11 protein-coding genes and 1 tRNA gene are annotated in these 14,136 nt (G+C 59.6%); 5 read left to right on the top strand and 7 right to left on the bottom strand.

Going from position 1 to position 14,136, the window contains the following annotated elements; genetic code table 11:
• Window positions 1–30: 30 nt before the first annotated feature.
• A complete protein-coding gene (locus ACF2JD_RS11045; RefSeq protein WP_163157339.1) occupies window positions 31–1,554 on the bottom strand; it encodes an MltF family protein in 1,524 nt (507 codons plus the stop codon).
• Window positions 1,555–1,763: 209 nt separating this feature from the next.
• Window positions 1,764–3,449, bottom strand: coding sequence for an aspartate:alanine antiporter (locus ACF2JD_RS11040; RefSeq protein WP_025327138.1), 1,686 nt, complete (start codon window positions 3,447–3,449; stop codon window positions 1,764–1,766).
• Window positions 3,450–3,888: 439 nt separating this feature from the next.
• On the opposite strand from ACF2JD_RS11040, the gene ACF2JD_RS11035 reads away from it, so the two are divergent.
• Window positions 3,889–4,083 (top strand): hypothetical protein, encoded by a 195-nt coding sequence (locus tag ACF2JD_RS11035; protein WP_440987411.1) that lies wholly within the window; start codon window positions 3,889–3,891, stop codon window positions 4,081–4,083.
• 138 nt (window positions 4,084–4,221) lie between these two features.
• Here the strand turns inward: ACF2JD_RS11035 and ACF2JD_RS11030 are convergent.
• A tRNA-Asn gene (locus tag ACF2JD_RS11030) sits at window positions 4,222–4,297 on the bottom strand.
• Window positions 4,298–4,429: 132 nt separating this feature from the next.
• Here ACF2JD_RS11030 and uvrB point away from each other — a divergent pair.
• The 3 genes from uvrB to ACF2JD_RS11015 all read left to right on the top strand — a co-directional run bounded on the left by uvrB (window position 4,430) and on the right by ACF2JD_RS11015 (window position 7,424).
• Complete coding sequence (uvrB, locus tag ACF2JD_RS11025) at window positions 4,430–6,442, top strand: excinuclease ABC subunit UvrB (RefSeq protein ID WP_440987410.1); 2,013 nt, start codon at window positions 4,430–4,432, stop codon at window positions 6,440–6,442.
• A complete protein-coding gene (locus ACF2JD_RS11020; protein ID WP_429164991.1) occupies window positions 6,439–6,696 on the top strand; it encodes a YkvA family protein in 258 nt (85 codons plus the stop codon). Before uvrB ends, ACF2JD_RS11020 begins: the two co-directional genes overlap by 4 nt.
• 80 nt (window positions 6,697–6,776) lie before the next feature.
• Window positions 6,777–7,424 (top strand): DedA family protein, encoded by a 648-nt coding sequence (locus ACF2JD_RS11015; RefSeq protein ID WP_394293665.1) that lies wholly within the window; start codon window positions 6,777–6,779, stop codon window positions 7,422–7,424.
• A gap of 607 nt (window positions 7,425–8,031) precedes the next feature.
• Here ACF2JD_RS11015 and dsbB read toward each other — a convergent pair.
• Together dsbB and nhaB are read right to left on the bottom strand one after the other, a co-directional pair.
• On the bottom strand, window positions 8,032–8,553 hold the full coding sequence (dsbB, locus tag ACF2JD_RS11010; RefSeq protein ID WP_290029837.1) for a disulfide bond formation protein DsbB: 522 nt from the start codon (window positions 8,551–8,553) through the stop codon (window positions 8,032–8,034).
• Between the two features lie 86 nt (window positions 8,554–8,639).
• A complete protein-coding gene (gene nhaB / locus ACF2JD_RS11005) occupies window positions 8,640–10,214 on the bottom strand; it encodes a Na(+)/H(+) antiporter NhaB (protein WP_290029839.1) in 1,575 nt (524 codons plus the stop codon).
• Window positions 10,215–10,548: 334 nt separating this feature from the next.
• On the opposite strand from nhaB, the gene fadR reads away from it, so the two are divergent.
• Window positions 10,549–11,262, top strand: coding sequence for a fatty acid metabolism transcriptional regulator FadR (gene fadR, locus ACF2JD_RS11000; protein WP_106886656.1), 714 nt, complete (start codon window positions 10,549–10,551; stop codon window positions 11,260–11,262).
• A 62-nt stretch (window positions 11,263–11,324) separates the two neighbouring features.
• On the opposite strand, the gene ACF2JD_RS10995 is transcribed toward fadR, so the two are convergent.
• Both ACF2JD_RS10995 and ACF2JD_RS10990 read right to left on the bottom strand, forming a co-directional pair.
• On the bottom strand, window positions 11,325–12,845 hold the full coding sequence (locus ACF2JD_RS10995) for a SpoVR family protein (protein ID WP_106886657.1): 1,521 nt from the start codon (window positions 12,843–12,845) through the stop codon (window positions 11,325–11,327).
• 10 nt (window positions 12,846–12,855) lie between these two features.
• Window positions 12,856–14,127 (bottom strand): YeaH/YhbH family protein, encoded by a 1,272-nt coding sequence (locus tag ACF2JD_RS10990; protein ID WP_106886658.1) that lies wholly within the window; start codon window positions 14,125–14,127, stop codon window positions 12,856–12,858.
• Window positions 14,128–14,136 lie beyond the last annotated feature (9 nt).

Here is a 14,136-nt window from a genome sequence, read left to right as displayed (position 1 = left end):
CCGCCTGCGGCTGGCCTTGGTTTTAGCTGCCTATGATTTCTCTGCCGCCGAGACTTTCTCGACCATCTTCTCCTGCTGCTTGAGAGTCTCTGTGGCCTGCTCCTTGAGCTGCAACTGCTCCATCACCAGCTTGTAGGCGATGTAGTACTTGTAGATGTTGCCCACATAGGTCACGGTCTCCGGGCCAATTTTCTCCGCCGCCACGTACTCGACGTTGTGGAACCACACATTGGGATCCAGCCCCCGCTTCTTGGCCTCGGCACGCAGCCGCGCCACCCGGGCGGGACCGGCGTTGTAGGAGGCAAACGAGAACAGGGCCTTGTCGAGGGCCGTCATGGGCTCGTCGGCGTAGTAGTGATCTATCATCCAGCGCATGTATTTGACGCCGCCGTGGATGTTGGGCTCGAGCTGGCGGATGTCCCCCACCTTGAGCCCCTTCCCGGTGGCGGGCATGATCTGCATGATGCCGATGGCGCCGACGTGGCTGCGCGCCTTCTGGTTGAGGGCCGACTCCTGATAGCCCTGGGCCGCGATCAACAGCCAGTCCACGTCGTATTTGCCGCCGTATTCACGAAACAGCTCCACCACCTGCAGGAATTTCTTGCGCTCTGCCTCGGCGGCCGCGCTCTTGATGAATTTGTTCTGCTTGAGGTAGCGGGCCAGGATGGCCTCGCCGGTGGCCTTGCCCCGCAGCGCCTTGATCTGCTCGTTGAGCATGGTGAGCAGTTGGGGGCTCTCCTTGCGTACCGCCCAGGCGATGATGCCGCCGTCGCGGAACACCGGCTCTTCGTGGATCTGGATAGCCGGGAAGATCTTCTGCCAGAAGCGGGCCTTGTGCTCATCCATGACGATGAAGGGGAGCAGGCCCGCATTGACCATCTCCACCAGATCTTCATCCTCCAGTACCTCTGAGGCGGGCTGGATGTCGATGAGAGGCTCTCCCGCCTCCTTGCGCGCCTGGTTGTAGGCCATGAGGCTCTCGAAGTAGCTGGAGGAGGGCCTGACATAGATGCTCTTGCCCCCCAGATCGGCGGCGCTCTCCACCTTGGGGGAGTCCGGCCCCGAGATGAGCAGCTCGCGCACGTTCTCGATGAGGGGGGCGCTGAACTCCACGCCCTGCTGTTTGCGCTTGTCCGTGATGGTGAGGTTGGCGGCGGCGATGTCCCCCTTGCCGTCGATGAGGGCCTTCAGCAGGTTTTCCCGGGCGACCGGAATGAAGACGAAGTTCAGCTTGAGGTGGCGCTTGATGGCCTTGTCCTTGCGCAGTTGCTCGTTGAGCCGTTTTTCAACCTGCATGAAGGCGTCGTAGGTGACCCCCCGTTGCACCCCCTTGTGGATGAAGTAGCCGGTCTTGTTGTAGGTGGTCAGCACCCTGATGGTGCGCCGCTCCATCATGGCGTCGAGATCCCCCAACATGGGCTTGGCGAGCTCCTCGCTGGCGAAGCTGAGGGCGCTGCGCTCCTCTGCTTCGGTTGCCGCCTTGTCCGCTTCGGCACTCCAGGCCAGTGGCAGGGAGCCCAGTACCCAAAAAAGGAAAATCCATAAGCGTTTCATAAAGATCACCTCACTCGTTTTACTGAGTGTAAGTGCCGCGCAGGGGGGGCTTTAGCTCTTTGAGTTTCATCGACGCCATCTGATAGCACGATTGTTGCTATCCAGCGCCGAGCTCCCATTGGCCATTGAAAAGCCCTCAGCCCCGCCAACAAAAGAGGGAGCCCATGGGCTCCCTCTTTGCGGTTTACATCCTGTCAAGGCGACCCGGGCTAGAACCAGAAGCCGATGATGAAGGAGCCCGCCAGGGTCAGCATCACGTTGGCCACCGCATAGGTGCCGGCGTAGCCGAGCGCCGGAATCGAGCTGTTGGCGGCCTCGTTGACCACATCCATGGCCGGGGCGCAGGTACGGGCCCCGGTGATGGCCCCGAGCAGCAGGGCCGGGTTCATCTTCAGCACCCAGACCCCGAACAGGTACCCCACCAGCACCGGCAAGGTGGTCACCAGCATGCCGGAGAAGAGCACCACCACCCCCACCTCGCTGAGGTGATCCAGGATGCCGCCCCCCGCTTTCAATCCTGTGCTCACCATAAAGACGGCAAGACCGAGATCCTTGGCCAGGCGCAGCGCCCCCGGCGGCACATAGCCGACCGTGGGGTGGTTGGCTCTCAGGTAGCCCATCAGGATCCCCGCCAGCAGCAGGCCGACGGCGTTGCCGAGGCCGAACTCTATCTGGCCGAACACCAGGGAGACGGAGCCGATGAGCAGACCCAGCACGAAGAAAGTGGTGAAGGCCACCAGATCCGTGGTCTGGCTGTGGATGCTGATGAAGCCTATCTTGTTGGCCAGCAGTTTGACCCGCTGCTTCTCGCCGCTGATCTGCAGCACGTCGCCCTTTTGCAGCATGATGTTGCGATCGAACGGCATCTCGATCTGGGAGCGCACCACCCGGTTGAGGAAGCAGCCCTTCTCGGTGAGGTTGAGCTCCACCAGATGGCGGCCCACCACTGAATCGTTCTTCACCACTATCTCTTCGGTGACTATCTGCAGGTCAAGCAGGTTGCGATCAAACACCTCCTTGCCGTTGCGGTAGTTGACGTCGAGCTTCTCGTGGCTCTCGGGGTAGCCCACCAGGGCGATCTCGTCCCCTTCCTGAATGACGGCGTCACCATCGGGGCTTGCCAGAATGCCGTTGCGGCGGATCCGCTCCACATAGCAGCCGGTGTGGGGATAGATGCCGGTTTCGCGCAGGGTGCGGCCACCTATCCAGGCGGCCAGCTCGGGGCCGACCCTGTAGGCGCGAATGATGGGCAGATAGGTCTTGCGGCTCTCGCTGTCGGAGAGTCCCCGCTCGCGGGCTATCTTCTGCGCCTCGGTATTGAGGTCGAGTCGTGCCAGGGAGGGGAGGTAGCGCACCACCAGCATCAGCCCCACCAGGCCCACCAGGTAGGTCAGGGCATAGCCTATCCCCATGTTGTCGAGCACGGGTTGCATGTCGGTGCCGTGGGGCAGGTTGAGCAGGCCGCTGCGCAGGGCATCCTGGGCCCCCACCAGCGCCGGGGTCGAGGTGAGCGACCCCGCCAGTATCCCCGCCGCCATGCCGGGCCCCAGGTTGAAGAACTTGGCCAGTCCCACCGTCAGCAGCAAGGCGGTCAGCAGGATCACCAGGGTCAGGGTGATGTAGTGGATGCCATCGCGCAGGAAGACGCTGAAGAAGTGAGGGCCAGCCTCGATCCCCACACAGAAAATGAACAGCATAAAGCCGACGTTCTCGGTCGAGGTGGAGAACTGGAACCCCATCTGACCAAACAGCAGGGCGGTGAACAGCACCCCTATGGTGTTGCCAATCTGGAAGTTGCCGATGCGCACCTTGCCCAGCAGCAGGCCGAAGGCCAGCACCACGAACAGTAGCAGGGAGTCGCTTTGATGTAGCAGTGTCACGAAATCTATGGTCATGCCCGGAAAAACCGAGGAAAAAAGTGGGGCCGATATTGTGCCGGATCCCTCATCAAGAAAGAAGCGCGAAAGCGGATTAACAGCCAGTTAAGTGCTGGTCTCCCCGGGGAGGGGAGGGATGCGCGGGCGACTTGGGGAAAATACCTCTATTTTCCGCTGCTGTTCTCGCTGTCAATGAGTGATTTCTGCTGTCGGCGGGGGAAGGCGTGACAGCCCTGTGGACAATTTATTACCTGCTGTGCAGGGGGCGATTGAGCATGGTTTTCAGCATTTTTGACTGGTGGTGATAAAGGGATGCAAAGGAACCCTTTTTGCCGTTGGGGGGAGGCTGACCCATGGCACGGGGCATGGCGAAAAAAAAGCGGGAGAAAGAGGATGTCTCGCACCCGTCCGACCCATTTAGGGGGGAGGGCAAAAACAGGAGAAAATGGGGGGCTAGGTGTTTCGCCTCGCCAAAGCGGAGACAATCGCTGCCAACCTAGGCCTGCATTGGGTTTGGCACACTTACCCACAGAAACTGTGGATAACCCTGTTCATGAAACTTGGTGATCAGCCTGCAAGCCGCGCCAATACTGGGGTGCAAGCGCTGTTCAAAAAATACCGGCAAAAAAATGTTTCTATAAAAATCAAATAGTTATACGCAGCAGAACAAAACGCTGCTGGCCAGGAACCGGGGATCAAATGGGGAGTGCGCCGCGAGGGACGGCTTGTGCATTAAAATTGGCAGAGGAAAGCACTAAAGTGGATAACTTGCACCGAGATGGTGAGGAATTGGCTCCCCCGACTGGACTTGAACCAGTGACATACGGATTAACAGTCCGCCGTTCTACCGACTGAACTACGGGGGAACATCAGGCAAGGAGGAGCATCATACAGAGGTCGCATTTCTGGGTCAATAGCCGTCAGGGGCCGAGAGCGGATACCCAGGCCCGTCAACTCGGGGTACACTGCTCTCTTGCCGTTTTTTGTCGGGAGTCGTCATGAATAAGCCTTTCAAGCTGGCCAGCCAGTTTCAACCCGCGGGGGATCAGCCTGCAGCCATCGCCCGCCTGCTCGATGGCATAGAGTCCGCCCTCGCTCATCAGACCCTGCTCGGGGTGACTGGGTCGGGCAAGACCTTCACCATGGCCAACGTCATCGCCACCCTGAACCGCCCGACCATGATACTGGCTCCCAACAAGACCCTGGCTGCCCAGCTCTATGGGGAGATGAAGGAGTTCTTCCCCGAGAACTCGGTGGAGTACTTCGTCTCTTATTACGACTATTACCAGCCGGAAGCCTATGTGCCGACCACGGACACCTTCATAGAGAAGGATGCCTCCATCAACGATCACATCGAGCAGATGCGATTGTCGGCCACCAAGGCGCTGCTGGAACGGCGCGACGTAGTGATCGTCGCCTCGGTATCGGCCATCTATGGTCTGGGGGACCCCCAGGCCTACCTCAGCATGATGCTGCATCTCAAGGTGGGGGATGTGATCAACCAGCGGGACATACTGCGCCGCCTCGCCGAGCTGCAATACACCCGCAACGACGTGGCGTTTAGCCGCGGCACCTTCCGGGTGCGGGGGGAGGTGATCGACATCTACCCTGCCGAATCGGACAAGCTGGCCCTGCGGGTGGAGCTGTTTGACGAGGAGGTGGAGCGCCTCTCCCAGTTCGATCCCCTGACCGGGGCCATCGAGCAGACTGTGGTGCGCTACACCATCTACCCCAAGACCCACTACGCCACGCCGAGGGAGACCATACTGGGCGCCATCGATCACATCAAGGAAGAGCTCAAGGGACGCCGCGAGCAGCTGTTGTCCCTGAACAAGCTGGTGGAAGAGCAGCGCATCAGCCAGCGTACCCAGTTCGACATCGAGATGATGCAGGAGTTGGGGTACTGCTCCGGCATCGAGAACTACAGCCGCTACCTCTCGGGCCGGGCCCCCGGCGAACCGCCGCCCACCCTGTTTGACTACCTGCCGGGGGATGGTTTGCTCATCATCGACGAGTCCCACGTCACAGTGCCGCAGATAGGCGCCATGTTCAAAGGGGACAGATCCCGCAAGGAGACCCTGGTGGAGTACGGCTTCCGGCTCCCCTCGGCGCTCGACAACAGACCGCTGAAGTTTGACGAGTTCGAGGCCCTGATGCCCCAGACGGTGTTCGTCTCGGCGACCCCAGGCCCCTACGAGCTGGAAAAATCCGGCGGCGATGTTGTGCAGCAGGTGGTGCGCCCCACCGGCTTGCTCGATCCTGTCATCGAGGTGCGCCCCGTCACCACCCAGGTGGACGACTTGCTATCCGAGATCCGGTTGCGGGTGGCGGTGGAGGAGCGGGTGCTGGTCACCACCCTCACCAAGCGGATGGCGGAGGATTTGACCGAATATCTGGCGGATCACGACGTGCGGGTGCGTTACCTGCATTCGGACATAGACACCGTGGAGCGGGTGGAGATCATTCGCGATCTGCGCCTCGGCAAGTTCGATGTGCTGGTGGGCATCAACCTGCTGCGGGAAGGGCTCGACATGCCGGAGGTGTCGCTGGTGGCCATCCTGGATTCGGACAAGGAGGGCTTCCTGCGCTCCACCCGCTCCCTCATCCAGACCATAGGCCGCGCCGCCCGCAACCTCAACGGCAAGGTCATTCTCTACGGCGACACCATCACCAACTCCATGAAGGTGGCCATAGAAGAGACCGAACGGCGCCGTGCCCTGCAGCACGCCCACAACCTGGAGCACGGCATCACGCCAACAGGCCTCAACAAGTCGGTGGGGGATGTGATGGACATGGGGGGGAGCCGCACCGCCGGCAAACCGGGCAGAGGCAGTCGCAAGGCGGCCGAGCCGCAAGGGGAGTACCATGCCCGCTCCGCCAGCGAAATCGCCAAGGAGATCAAGCGGATGGAGGAGCAGATGTTCCAGCATGCCCGGGATCTGGAGTTCGAGCAGGCCGCCGCCATGCGGGATCAGATCCAGCGGCTGCGCGGCGAGTTGATCGAATCATGAGTGGCAAGCGCTGGCTGATCTGGCGGCGCCTGCGCCGCCTCTATGCCGGTTTTCGCCACCCGGACACCCCCTGGTGGGCCAAGGGGCTGGTGATCCTCATCCTCGTCTATGGCATCAGTCCGGTGGATCTCATCCCGGATCTGGTGCCCTTCGTTGGCTGGCTCGACGACGTCAGCCTGCTGCTGTTGCTGCTCTGGGGGTGGGAGTTCTGCCTGCCCGCAACGGTCAGGAAGGGGCTGGATACCCTGGAATGAGGGGAGAGGCGATGCCGCAGATTGTCGGGCGCAAGGCATTGGCGTAGACTCCACGCCGTTCACTTCATGGGTATGAAAAAATGGATCTGATCCTGTTTGCAATCGACTTTATTCTGCACGTTGACGTGCACCTGAAAGAGCTGTTCGAGCACTATGGCATCTGGGTTTATGCCATCCTGTTCCTCATCATCTTCTGTGAGACCGGCCTGGTGGTGACCCCCTTCCTGCCCGGCGACTCCCTGCTGTTTGCCGCAGGCGCCCTCACAGTGGGCAGCGTGCTGGATGTGCACACTCTGGCGGGGGTGCTGATCATCGCCGCCGTGCTGGGCAACGTGGTGAACTACACCATAGGCCACTTCTTCGGGGATCAGCTGTTTCGCAATCCCGATTCGAAGATCTTCCGCCGCGACTATCTGGTCAAGACCCATGCCTTCTATGCCAAGCATGGGGGCAAGACCATCATCATCACCCGTTTCCTGCCCATAGTGCGCACCTTTGCCCCCTTCGTGGCCGGCATGGGAGCCATGACCTACCCGCGCTTCCTGGCGTTCAACCTGATTGGCGGCTTGCTGTGGGTGTTGTCGTTCGTCTACGCGGGCCACTTCTTCGGCAACCTGCCGGTGGTGCGTCACAACTTCACTCTGCTCATCTTCGGCATCATCGGCATCTCGCTGCTGCCCATGGTCGTCGGCATGGTGAGGGCCAGGATGAACACCGCCAAGGCGTAGAAAGGCCAGACAAAATGCGAAAGGGGGAACCATCATGGCTCCCCCTTGTTGTTTCCACGCGGGTGTGATGGCCAGTGGCTGCAGCGGCCCTTGACCAGGTTGCCGATGGCGACCACAGCAAACACCAGCAGGTAGACGGCTAAGCTGGCCACCAGCCAGATGACAGGGGTTTGGAGAAACGGGATTGGCTTGGGTGGCTGACACCGCTGATTGAAAAGGGAGCCAATGGCTCCCTTTTTGTATGCGTCATATATGGCGGCGTCAGCTTCAGTTGCAGCAGCGGCCCTTGACCAGGTTGCCGATGGCGACCACAGCCACCAGCCAGAACAGGGGCATGACGGGATACACCGCTGATTGAAAAGGGGGCCGATGGCTCCCTCTTTGTATGCGTCATATATGGCGGCGTCAGCTTCAGTTGCAGCAGCGGCCCTTGACCAGGTTGCCGATGGCGACCACCGCAAATACCAGCAGGTAGGCGGCGAAGATGGCCACAAGCCAGATGACAGGGGCATGGAGAAACAGGACCGACTTGGATGGCTGACACCGCTGATTGAAAAGGGAGCCAATGGCTCCCTCTTTATATGCGTCATATATGGCGGCGTCAGCTTCAGTTGCAGCAGCGGCCCTTGACCAGGTTGCCGATGGCGACCACAGCAAACACCAGCAGGTAGGCGGCGAAGATGGCCACCAGCCACTGCGGCATGGAGAAACTCAGGAACTGCCAGCTGATCTCGCTGCAATCGCCGTCCGGGAAGAAGAGCCAGGGCACCCAGTTGTCGAGGGGAGCCCAGCTTGGGAAATCGACGAAGCCTTCGCACACGTTGAAGGGGGAGGGGTTCACCTGGTAATCCACATGCTTGAGTGCCAGTTTCAGGCCCCAGAAAGCACTGTAGCCCCACAGCAGCATGGTGCTCCAGCGGAGATACCACTTCTCTGGTGCCACCATGCCGAGCAGACCGGCAGCGAACACCCCCAGGATGGCGATCCGCTCATAGATGCACATCACGCAAGGGTGCAGACCCAGCACATGCTGGAAGAAGAGGGCGCACAGCTCGAAGCAGAGGGCGGACGCGGCCAGCAAGCCCCAGGCCAGACGGTGGCTGGCAACACGGCGAAGAAACTCGATCATCTGATTGATCTCACAGAGAAAAATAGTGGCTGAATTAGAGCAGAGCCGTACTTAAAAAGAAAGGGGCCTAATGGCCCCTAGCATCATCAGTGTGCCGCCGGTACCAGGGTCGGCACGGCGCCACCCTGTGTCAGCCAGCCAGCCTGGTAGAACCATTCGGTGGCAGGGGCGAGCAGTTGCTCCACCGCAAAGAAACCCACCAGCCCCAGCACCAGGGTGTAGGGCAGGGCCATCCACACCATGCGGCCATAGGAGAGGCGCAGCAGCGGCGCCAGCGCCGAGGTCAGCATGAACAGGAAGGCCGCCTGGCCATTGGGGGTGGCCACTGACGGCAGGTTGGTCCCCGTGTTGATGGCTACCGCCAGCAGATCGAAATGCTCGCGGCTGATGGCGCCATTGAGCAAGGCGGTCTTCACCTCGTTGATGTAGACGGTGCCGACGAAGACGTTGTCGCTCACCATGGAGAGCAAGCCGTTGGCCAGATAGAAGAGGGCGAGCTGATCCTCGGGTTTGGCGGCCAGCACCCACTGGATCACCGGCTTGAACAGCTGTTGATCGATGATCACCGCGACCACGCTGAAGAAGACGGTGAGCAGGGCGGTGAAGGGCAGCGCCTCATGGAAGGCCTTGCCGAGGGCATGTTCCTCGGTGACGCCGGTGAAGGACGTTGCGAGCACTATGACGGTCAGGCCGATCAGGCCCACCGCCGCCAGATGCAGGGCCAGACCTGTGATGAGCCAGATGGCGATGGCCGCCTGGACCAGCAGCTTGGCCTTCTCTTGCGGGCTGCGCTCGGCATCTTCGTCGCGCTCGTAGGCTTCCATGATGTGACGTACTGGCTCGGGCAACTTGGTGCCATATCCGAACCAGCGGAACTTCTCCACCAGGATGCAGGTGAGCAGACCGCAGAGGAAGACGGGGAGGGTGACCGGGGCCATGCGAATGGCAAATTCACCGAAATGCCAGCCCGCCTGCTCACCAATGATGAGGTTCTGGGGCTCGCCAACCAGGGTGCAAACACCCCCCAGGGCAGTGCCGATGGCGGCATGCATCATCAGGCTGCGCAAAAAGGCACGGAACTCGTTCAGGTGCTGGCGAGACAGCTCGTCAATGTCCTCGTCATCCTGATGCTGACCCTCGAACTCGTCGCGGGAGGCCACCTTGTGATAGATGGCGTAGAAACCGGTGGCGACGCTGATGACCACGGCGATCACCGTCAGGGCGTCGAGGAAGGCGGACAGGAAGGCCGATACCAGGCAGAAGGCGAGGGAGAGCAGGGTCTTGGAATGGATGCGGACCAGCATCTTGGTGAAGACGTAGAGCAGCAGCTGTTTCATGAAATAGATGCCGGCCACCATGAAGACCAGCAACAGCAGCACTTCGATGTTGGCCACCAGCTCATGCTTGATCTGGTTCGCCGAGGTCATGCCGATGAGCACGGCTTCGATGGCCAGCAGGCCGCCGGGTTGCAGCGGGTAGCACTTGAGCGCCATGGCCAGGGTGAAGATGAACTCGACCACCAGCAACCAGCCAGCCAGGAAGGGATCAATGTGGAAGACGATCGGATTGATCAGCAGGAATATGACGATGGCAATTTTGTACCACCGAGGGGCATTACCCAAAAAATTCTTTGCAAAAGCGCGCCCTAGGCTGATTGGCATAATGATGGTTCTCTGTTCTGTTGTTGGTATCTGCGTCTATGCAGTCGAGCCCGACTCGACCCGAACATCCGGATATTCACCTTTATCAAATTGATTGCACATGATTTTAATCAAGGGAGCGCTAACTATAAATAACGCCGCACTGCTTGCCCAGCGGCGAGGCGTCGATATCACCATCATTTGGTGTTGCTTGGCTCCGGCCATGTTGTTGTATACATATTTTTAACAAAAAGTTCGGGTTAAATGTGAGCAGAGGACTGACCTTCTGCTTGCCAGCATGACCGGCTTTGCTATTATTCGTGAGCCTTTTTACGCACTACAACAGAGTCACCACATGGTCATAAAAGCGCAAAGCCCTGCCGGGTTTGCCGAGGAATACATCATCGAGTCCATCTGGAACAATCGCTTTCCTCCAGGATCCATTCTGCCAGCGGAGCGCGAACTGTCCGAGCTGATTGGCGTGACTCGCACTACCTTGCGCGAAGTGCTGCAGCGCCTTGCCCGCGATGGCTGGCTCACCATCCAGCATGGCAAACCGACCAAGGTCAACAACTTCTGGGAGACCTCGGGTCTCAACATCCTGGAGACCCTGGCACGGCTCGATCAGGACAAGGTGCCGGATCTGGTGGCTCAGTTGCTGTCGGCGCGCACCAACATCTGCACCATCTTCATCCGTGGCGCCATTCGCAACAACCCGGAGCAAGCGGCCGAGATCTTGCGTGGCGCCGATGAGGTTGATAATTCCCCGGAGGCGTACGCCGAGTTCGACTATCGCCTGCACCATCAGCTTTCATTTGCTTCCGGCAACCCCATCTATGCCTTGATCCTCAATGGCTTCAAAGGGTTGTACAGCCGCGTCGGGCGTTATTACTTCTCCGACAAGCAGGCGCGCGAGACGGCGGATGCCTACTACAAGACGCTGCTGGGCTTGGCCGAGACCAAGAATCACGAGGCCGTGTTCATGACTGTGCGTCAGTACGGCATAGAATCCGGCAAGCTGTGGACTCGTCTTCGCCAGGATATGCCGAGCAATCTGTGCGATAACTGATCTGTATCGACCAAGAAAAAACGCGCCAACCGGCGCGTTTTTTTATGCTCCTCGCCTGCCCATCAGGTCAGGCTCTTGCGATCCGGGCAGCGCCCTATAATGTCCGCGGTTAGCTCGCCGTTATCCTGCTCCAGCACCACATCGAATCCCCACAGCTGGTGCAGATGCTTGAGCACCTCATGGCGCGACTCGCCGAGGGGGATCCGGTTGTGGGGGACATAACGCAGGGTGAGGGAGCGATCCCCCTTCACCGCCACGTTGTAGACCTGAATGTTGGGCTCCAGATTGCTCAAGTTGTATTGGGCCGACAGGGTGTTGCGCACCAGCCGGTAACCCTCCTCGTTGTGAATGGCGGAGACCTTGAGGTAGTTCTTCAGATCGTCGTCATCGATGGCAAACAGCTTCATGTCGCGCATCACCTTGGGGCTGAGGAACTGGCTGATGAAGCTCTCGTCCTTGAAGTTCTGCATGGCGAAGTGCAGGGTATCGACCCAGTTGGTGCCGGCGTAATCGGGGAACCAGTATCTGTCCTCCTCTGTGGGGTGCTCGCAGATGCGGCGCAGGTCGGTGAACATGGCAAAACCGAGGGCATAGGGGTTGATGCCCGAGTAGTAGCGGCTGTTGTAGGGGGGCTGGTACACCACGTTGGTGTGGCTGTGCAGCACCTCTATCATGAAGCGATCGCTGATCTTCCCCTCGTCATACAGGTGATTGAGGATTGTGTAGTGCCAGAAGGTGGCCCAGCCCTCGTTCATCACCTGGGTCTGTTTCTGCGGATAGAAGTACTGGCTGATCTTGCGCACTATGCGCACCACCTCCCGCTGCCAGGGCTCCAGCAATGGGGCGTTTTTCTCGATGAAGTAGAGGATGTTCTCCTGAGGCTCGGGCGGATAGCGCCTGTCCTCGATACCGGCTGCCTTGTGCTGCTTGGGCAGGGTGCGCCAGAGCTCATTGACCTGGGTCTGCAGGTAATCTTCCCGCGCCTTCTGGCGCCGCTTCTCCTCCGCCAGGGAGATCTTCTGGGGCCGCTTGTAGCGATCCACCCCGTAGTTCATCAGGGCATGGCAGGAGTCGAGCAGCCGCTCCACGGCATCGATCCCGTGTTTCTCCTCGCATTCGGTGATGTAGTTCTTGGCAAACAGCAGGTAGTCGATGATGGAGGAGGCATCGGTCCAGGCCTTGAACAGGTAGTTGTTCTTGAAAAAGGAGTTGTGACCGTAGCAGGCGTGGGCCATCACCAGAGCCTGCATCGGCATGGTGTTCTCTTCCATCAGGTAGGCGATGCAGGGATCCGAGTTGATAACGATCTCATAGGCCAAGCCCATCTGGCCGCGCTTGTAGTTGCGTTCGGTATGGATAAAGCGCTTGCCGAATGACCAGTGCTGGTAGCCGATGGGCATGCCCACACTGGAGTAGGCATCCATCATCTGCTCGGCGGTGATCACCTCGATCTGGTTGGGATAGGTATCCAGCCGATAAAACTTGGCAACCCGGGCTATCTCCTGGTGATAGGTCTCCAGCAGATCAAAGTTCCAGTCAGGCCCATCGTCCAGCGGCGCTATTTTTCTCGCGGTTTCTACCATATCAGATCCCTCAAGCCGCTTGCTTCTTGAACAACTCCCGGAACACCGGATAGATGTCCTCTACCTTGCGAATGTGCTCCATCGCGAAGTGGGGGTAGTGGTCGGCCACCGACTCGTATTCGTGCCACAGGGTCTGGTGAGCGCGGGTGGTGATCTCAATGTAGGAGTAGTAGCGCACCCGCGGCATGATGTCGCGCATCAGTATCTCCCGGCACTGAGGCGAGTCATCCGCCCAGTTGTCCCCATCGGACGCCTGCGCCGCATAGATGTTCCACTGGTTGGCAGGGTAACGCTCGTTGATGATGTCGTTCATCATCTTGAGGGCGCTGGAGACTATGGTGCCGCCGGTCTCCTGGGAGTAGAAGAACTCGTGTTCGTCCACTTCCTTGGCCTGGGTGTGGTGGCGAATGTAAACCACCTCGACGTTTTTGTAGGTCCGGCTCAGGAACAGATAGAGCAGGATGTAGAAACGCTTGGCCATCTCCTTGGTAGCTTGATCCATGGAGCCGGAGACGTCCATCAGGCAGAACATCACCGCCTGACTGGAGGGCACGGGCCGTTTGACGAAGTTATTGAACTTGAGATCGAAGGTGTCGATGAAGGGCACCGCCTCGATCCGTCGTTTCAGCTCCCTGATCTCTTTTTCGAGCTGTGCCATCTCGGCAAAATGTTCGTTGGGATCGAGAGCCAGCAGGGCCAGCCGCTCCTCCAGCTCACGCACCTGGCGCTTCTTGCCCGCCTGCAGCGCCATGCGACGCGCCAGCGAGTTTTGCAGCGAGCGCACCACGTTGATGTTGGCAGGCACTCCGTTGGAGGTGTAGCCCGCGCGGTAGGTTTTCATCTCCATCAGCTGGTTGAGCTGGGTCTTCTGCAGCCGTGGCAGCTCCAGATCCTCAAACAGCAGGTCCAGGTACTCGTCTTTCGAGATCTGGAACACGAAGTCGTCTGCTCCCTCTCCCTGATCAGAAGCCTGTCCTTCGCCCCCGCCCTGACCGCTGCCCCCTCCCTTGGGTCTGTCAATCTTGTCACCGGAGACGAACTGATCGTTGCCCGGGTGCACCATCTCCCGTTTGCCGCCTTGGCCTTGATGGAAATGGGGCTCACCGATGTCCTTGGTCGGGATGCTGATGCTCTCGCCCTTGTCTACGTCCTGAATGCTGCGTTTGGAGACAGCATCCGAGACCGCTTGTTTGATCTGCTTCTTGTAGCGGCGGATGAAGCGCTGCCGATTGACAGCGCTTTTGTTTTTGCCGTTGAGCCTGCGGTCGATAAAATGCGCCATAACTCCCCC

It is taken from the genome of Aeromonas ichthyocola, from assembly GCF_046087985.1.
Taxonomy (GTDB): domain Bacteria; phylum Pseudomonadota; class Gammaproteobacteria; order Enterobacterales; family Aeromonadaceae; genus Aeromonas; species Aeromonas rivipollensis.
Note: the sequence above shows the minus strand (reverse complement) of the source record. Positions and strands in the feature narration are given on the sequence as shown.

Excerpts from the sequence above, each read along its gene's own strand:
- ACF2JD_RS11045 (WP_163157339.1), bottom strand. The coding sequence starts at position 1,554 with ATGAAACGCTTATGGATTTTCCTTTTTTGGGTACTGGGCTCCCTGCCA.
- ACF2JD_RS11040 (WP_025327138.1), bottom strand. The coding sequence starts at position 3,449 with ATGACCATAGATTTCGTGACACTGCTACATCAAAGCGACTCCCTGCTA.
- uvrB (WP_440987410.1), top strand. The coding sequence starts at position 4,430 with ATGAATAAGCCTTTCAAGCTGGCCAGCCAGTTTCAACCCGCGGGGGAT.
- ACF2JD_RS11020 (WP_429164991.1), top strand. The coding sequence starts at position 6,439 with ATGAGTGGCAAGCGCTGGCTGATCTGGCGGCGCCTGCGCCGCCTCTAT.
- ACF2JD_RS11015 (WP_394293665.1), top strand. The coding sequence starts at position 6,777 with ATGGATCTGATCCTGTTTGCAATCGACTTTATTCTGCACGTTGACGTG.
- dsbB (WP_290029837.1), bottom strand. The coding sequence starts at position 8,553 with ATGATCGAGTTTCTTCGCCGTGTTGCCAGCCACCGTCTGGCCTGGGGC.
- nhaB (WP_290029839.1), bottom strand. The coding sequence starts at position 10,214 with ATGCCAATCAGCCTAGGGCGCGCTTTTGCAAAGAATTTTTTGGGTAAT.
- fadR (WP_106886656.1), top strand. The coding sequence starts at position 10,549 with ATGGTCATAAAAGCGCAAAGCCCTGCCGGGTTTGCCGAGGAATACATC.
- ACF2JD_RS10995 (WP_106886657.1), bottom strand. The coding sequence starts at position 12,845 with ATGGTAGAAACCGCGAGAAAAATAGCGCCGCTGGACGATGGGCCTGAC.
- ACF2JD_RS10990 (WP_106886658.1), bottom strand. The coding sequence starts at position 14,127 with ATGGCGCATTTTATCGACCGCAGGCTCAACGGCAAAAACAAAAGCGCT.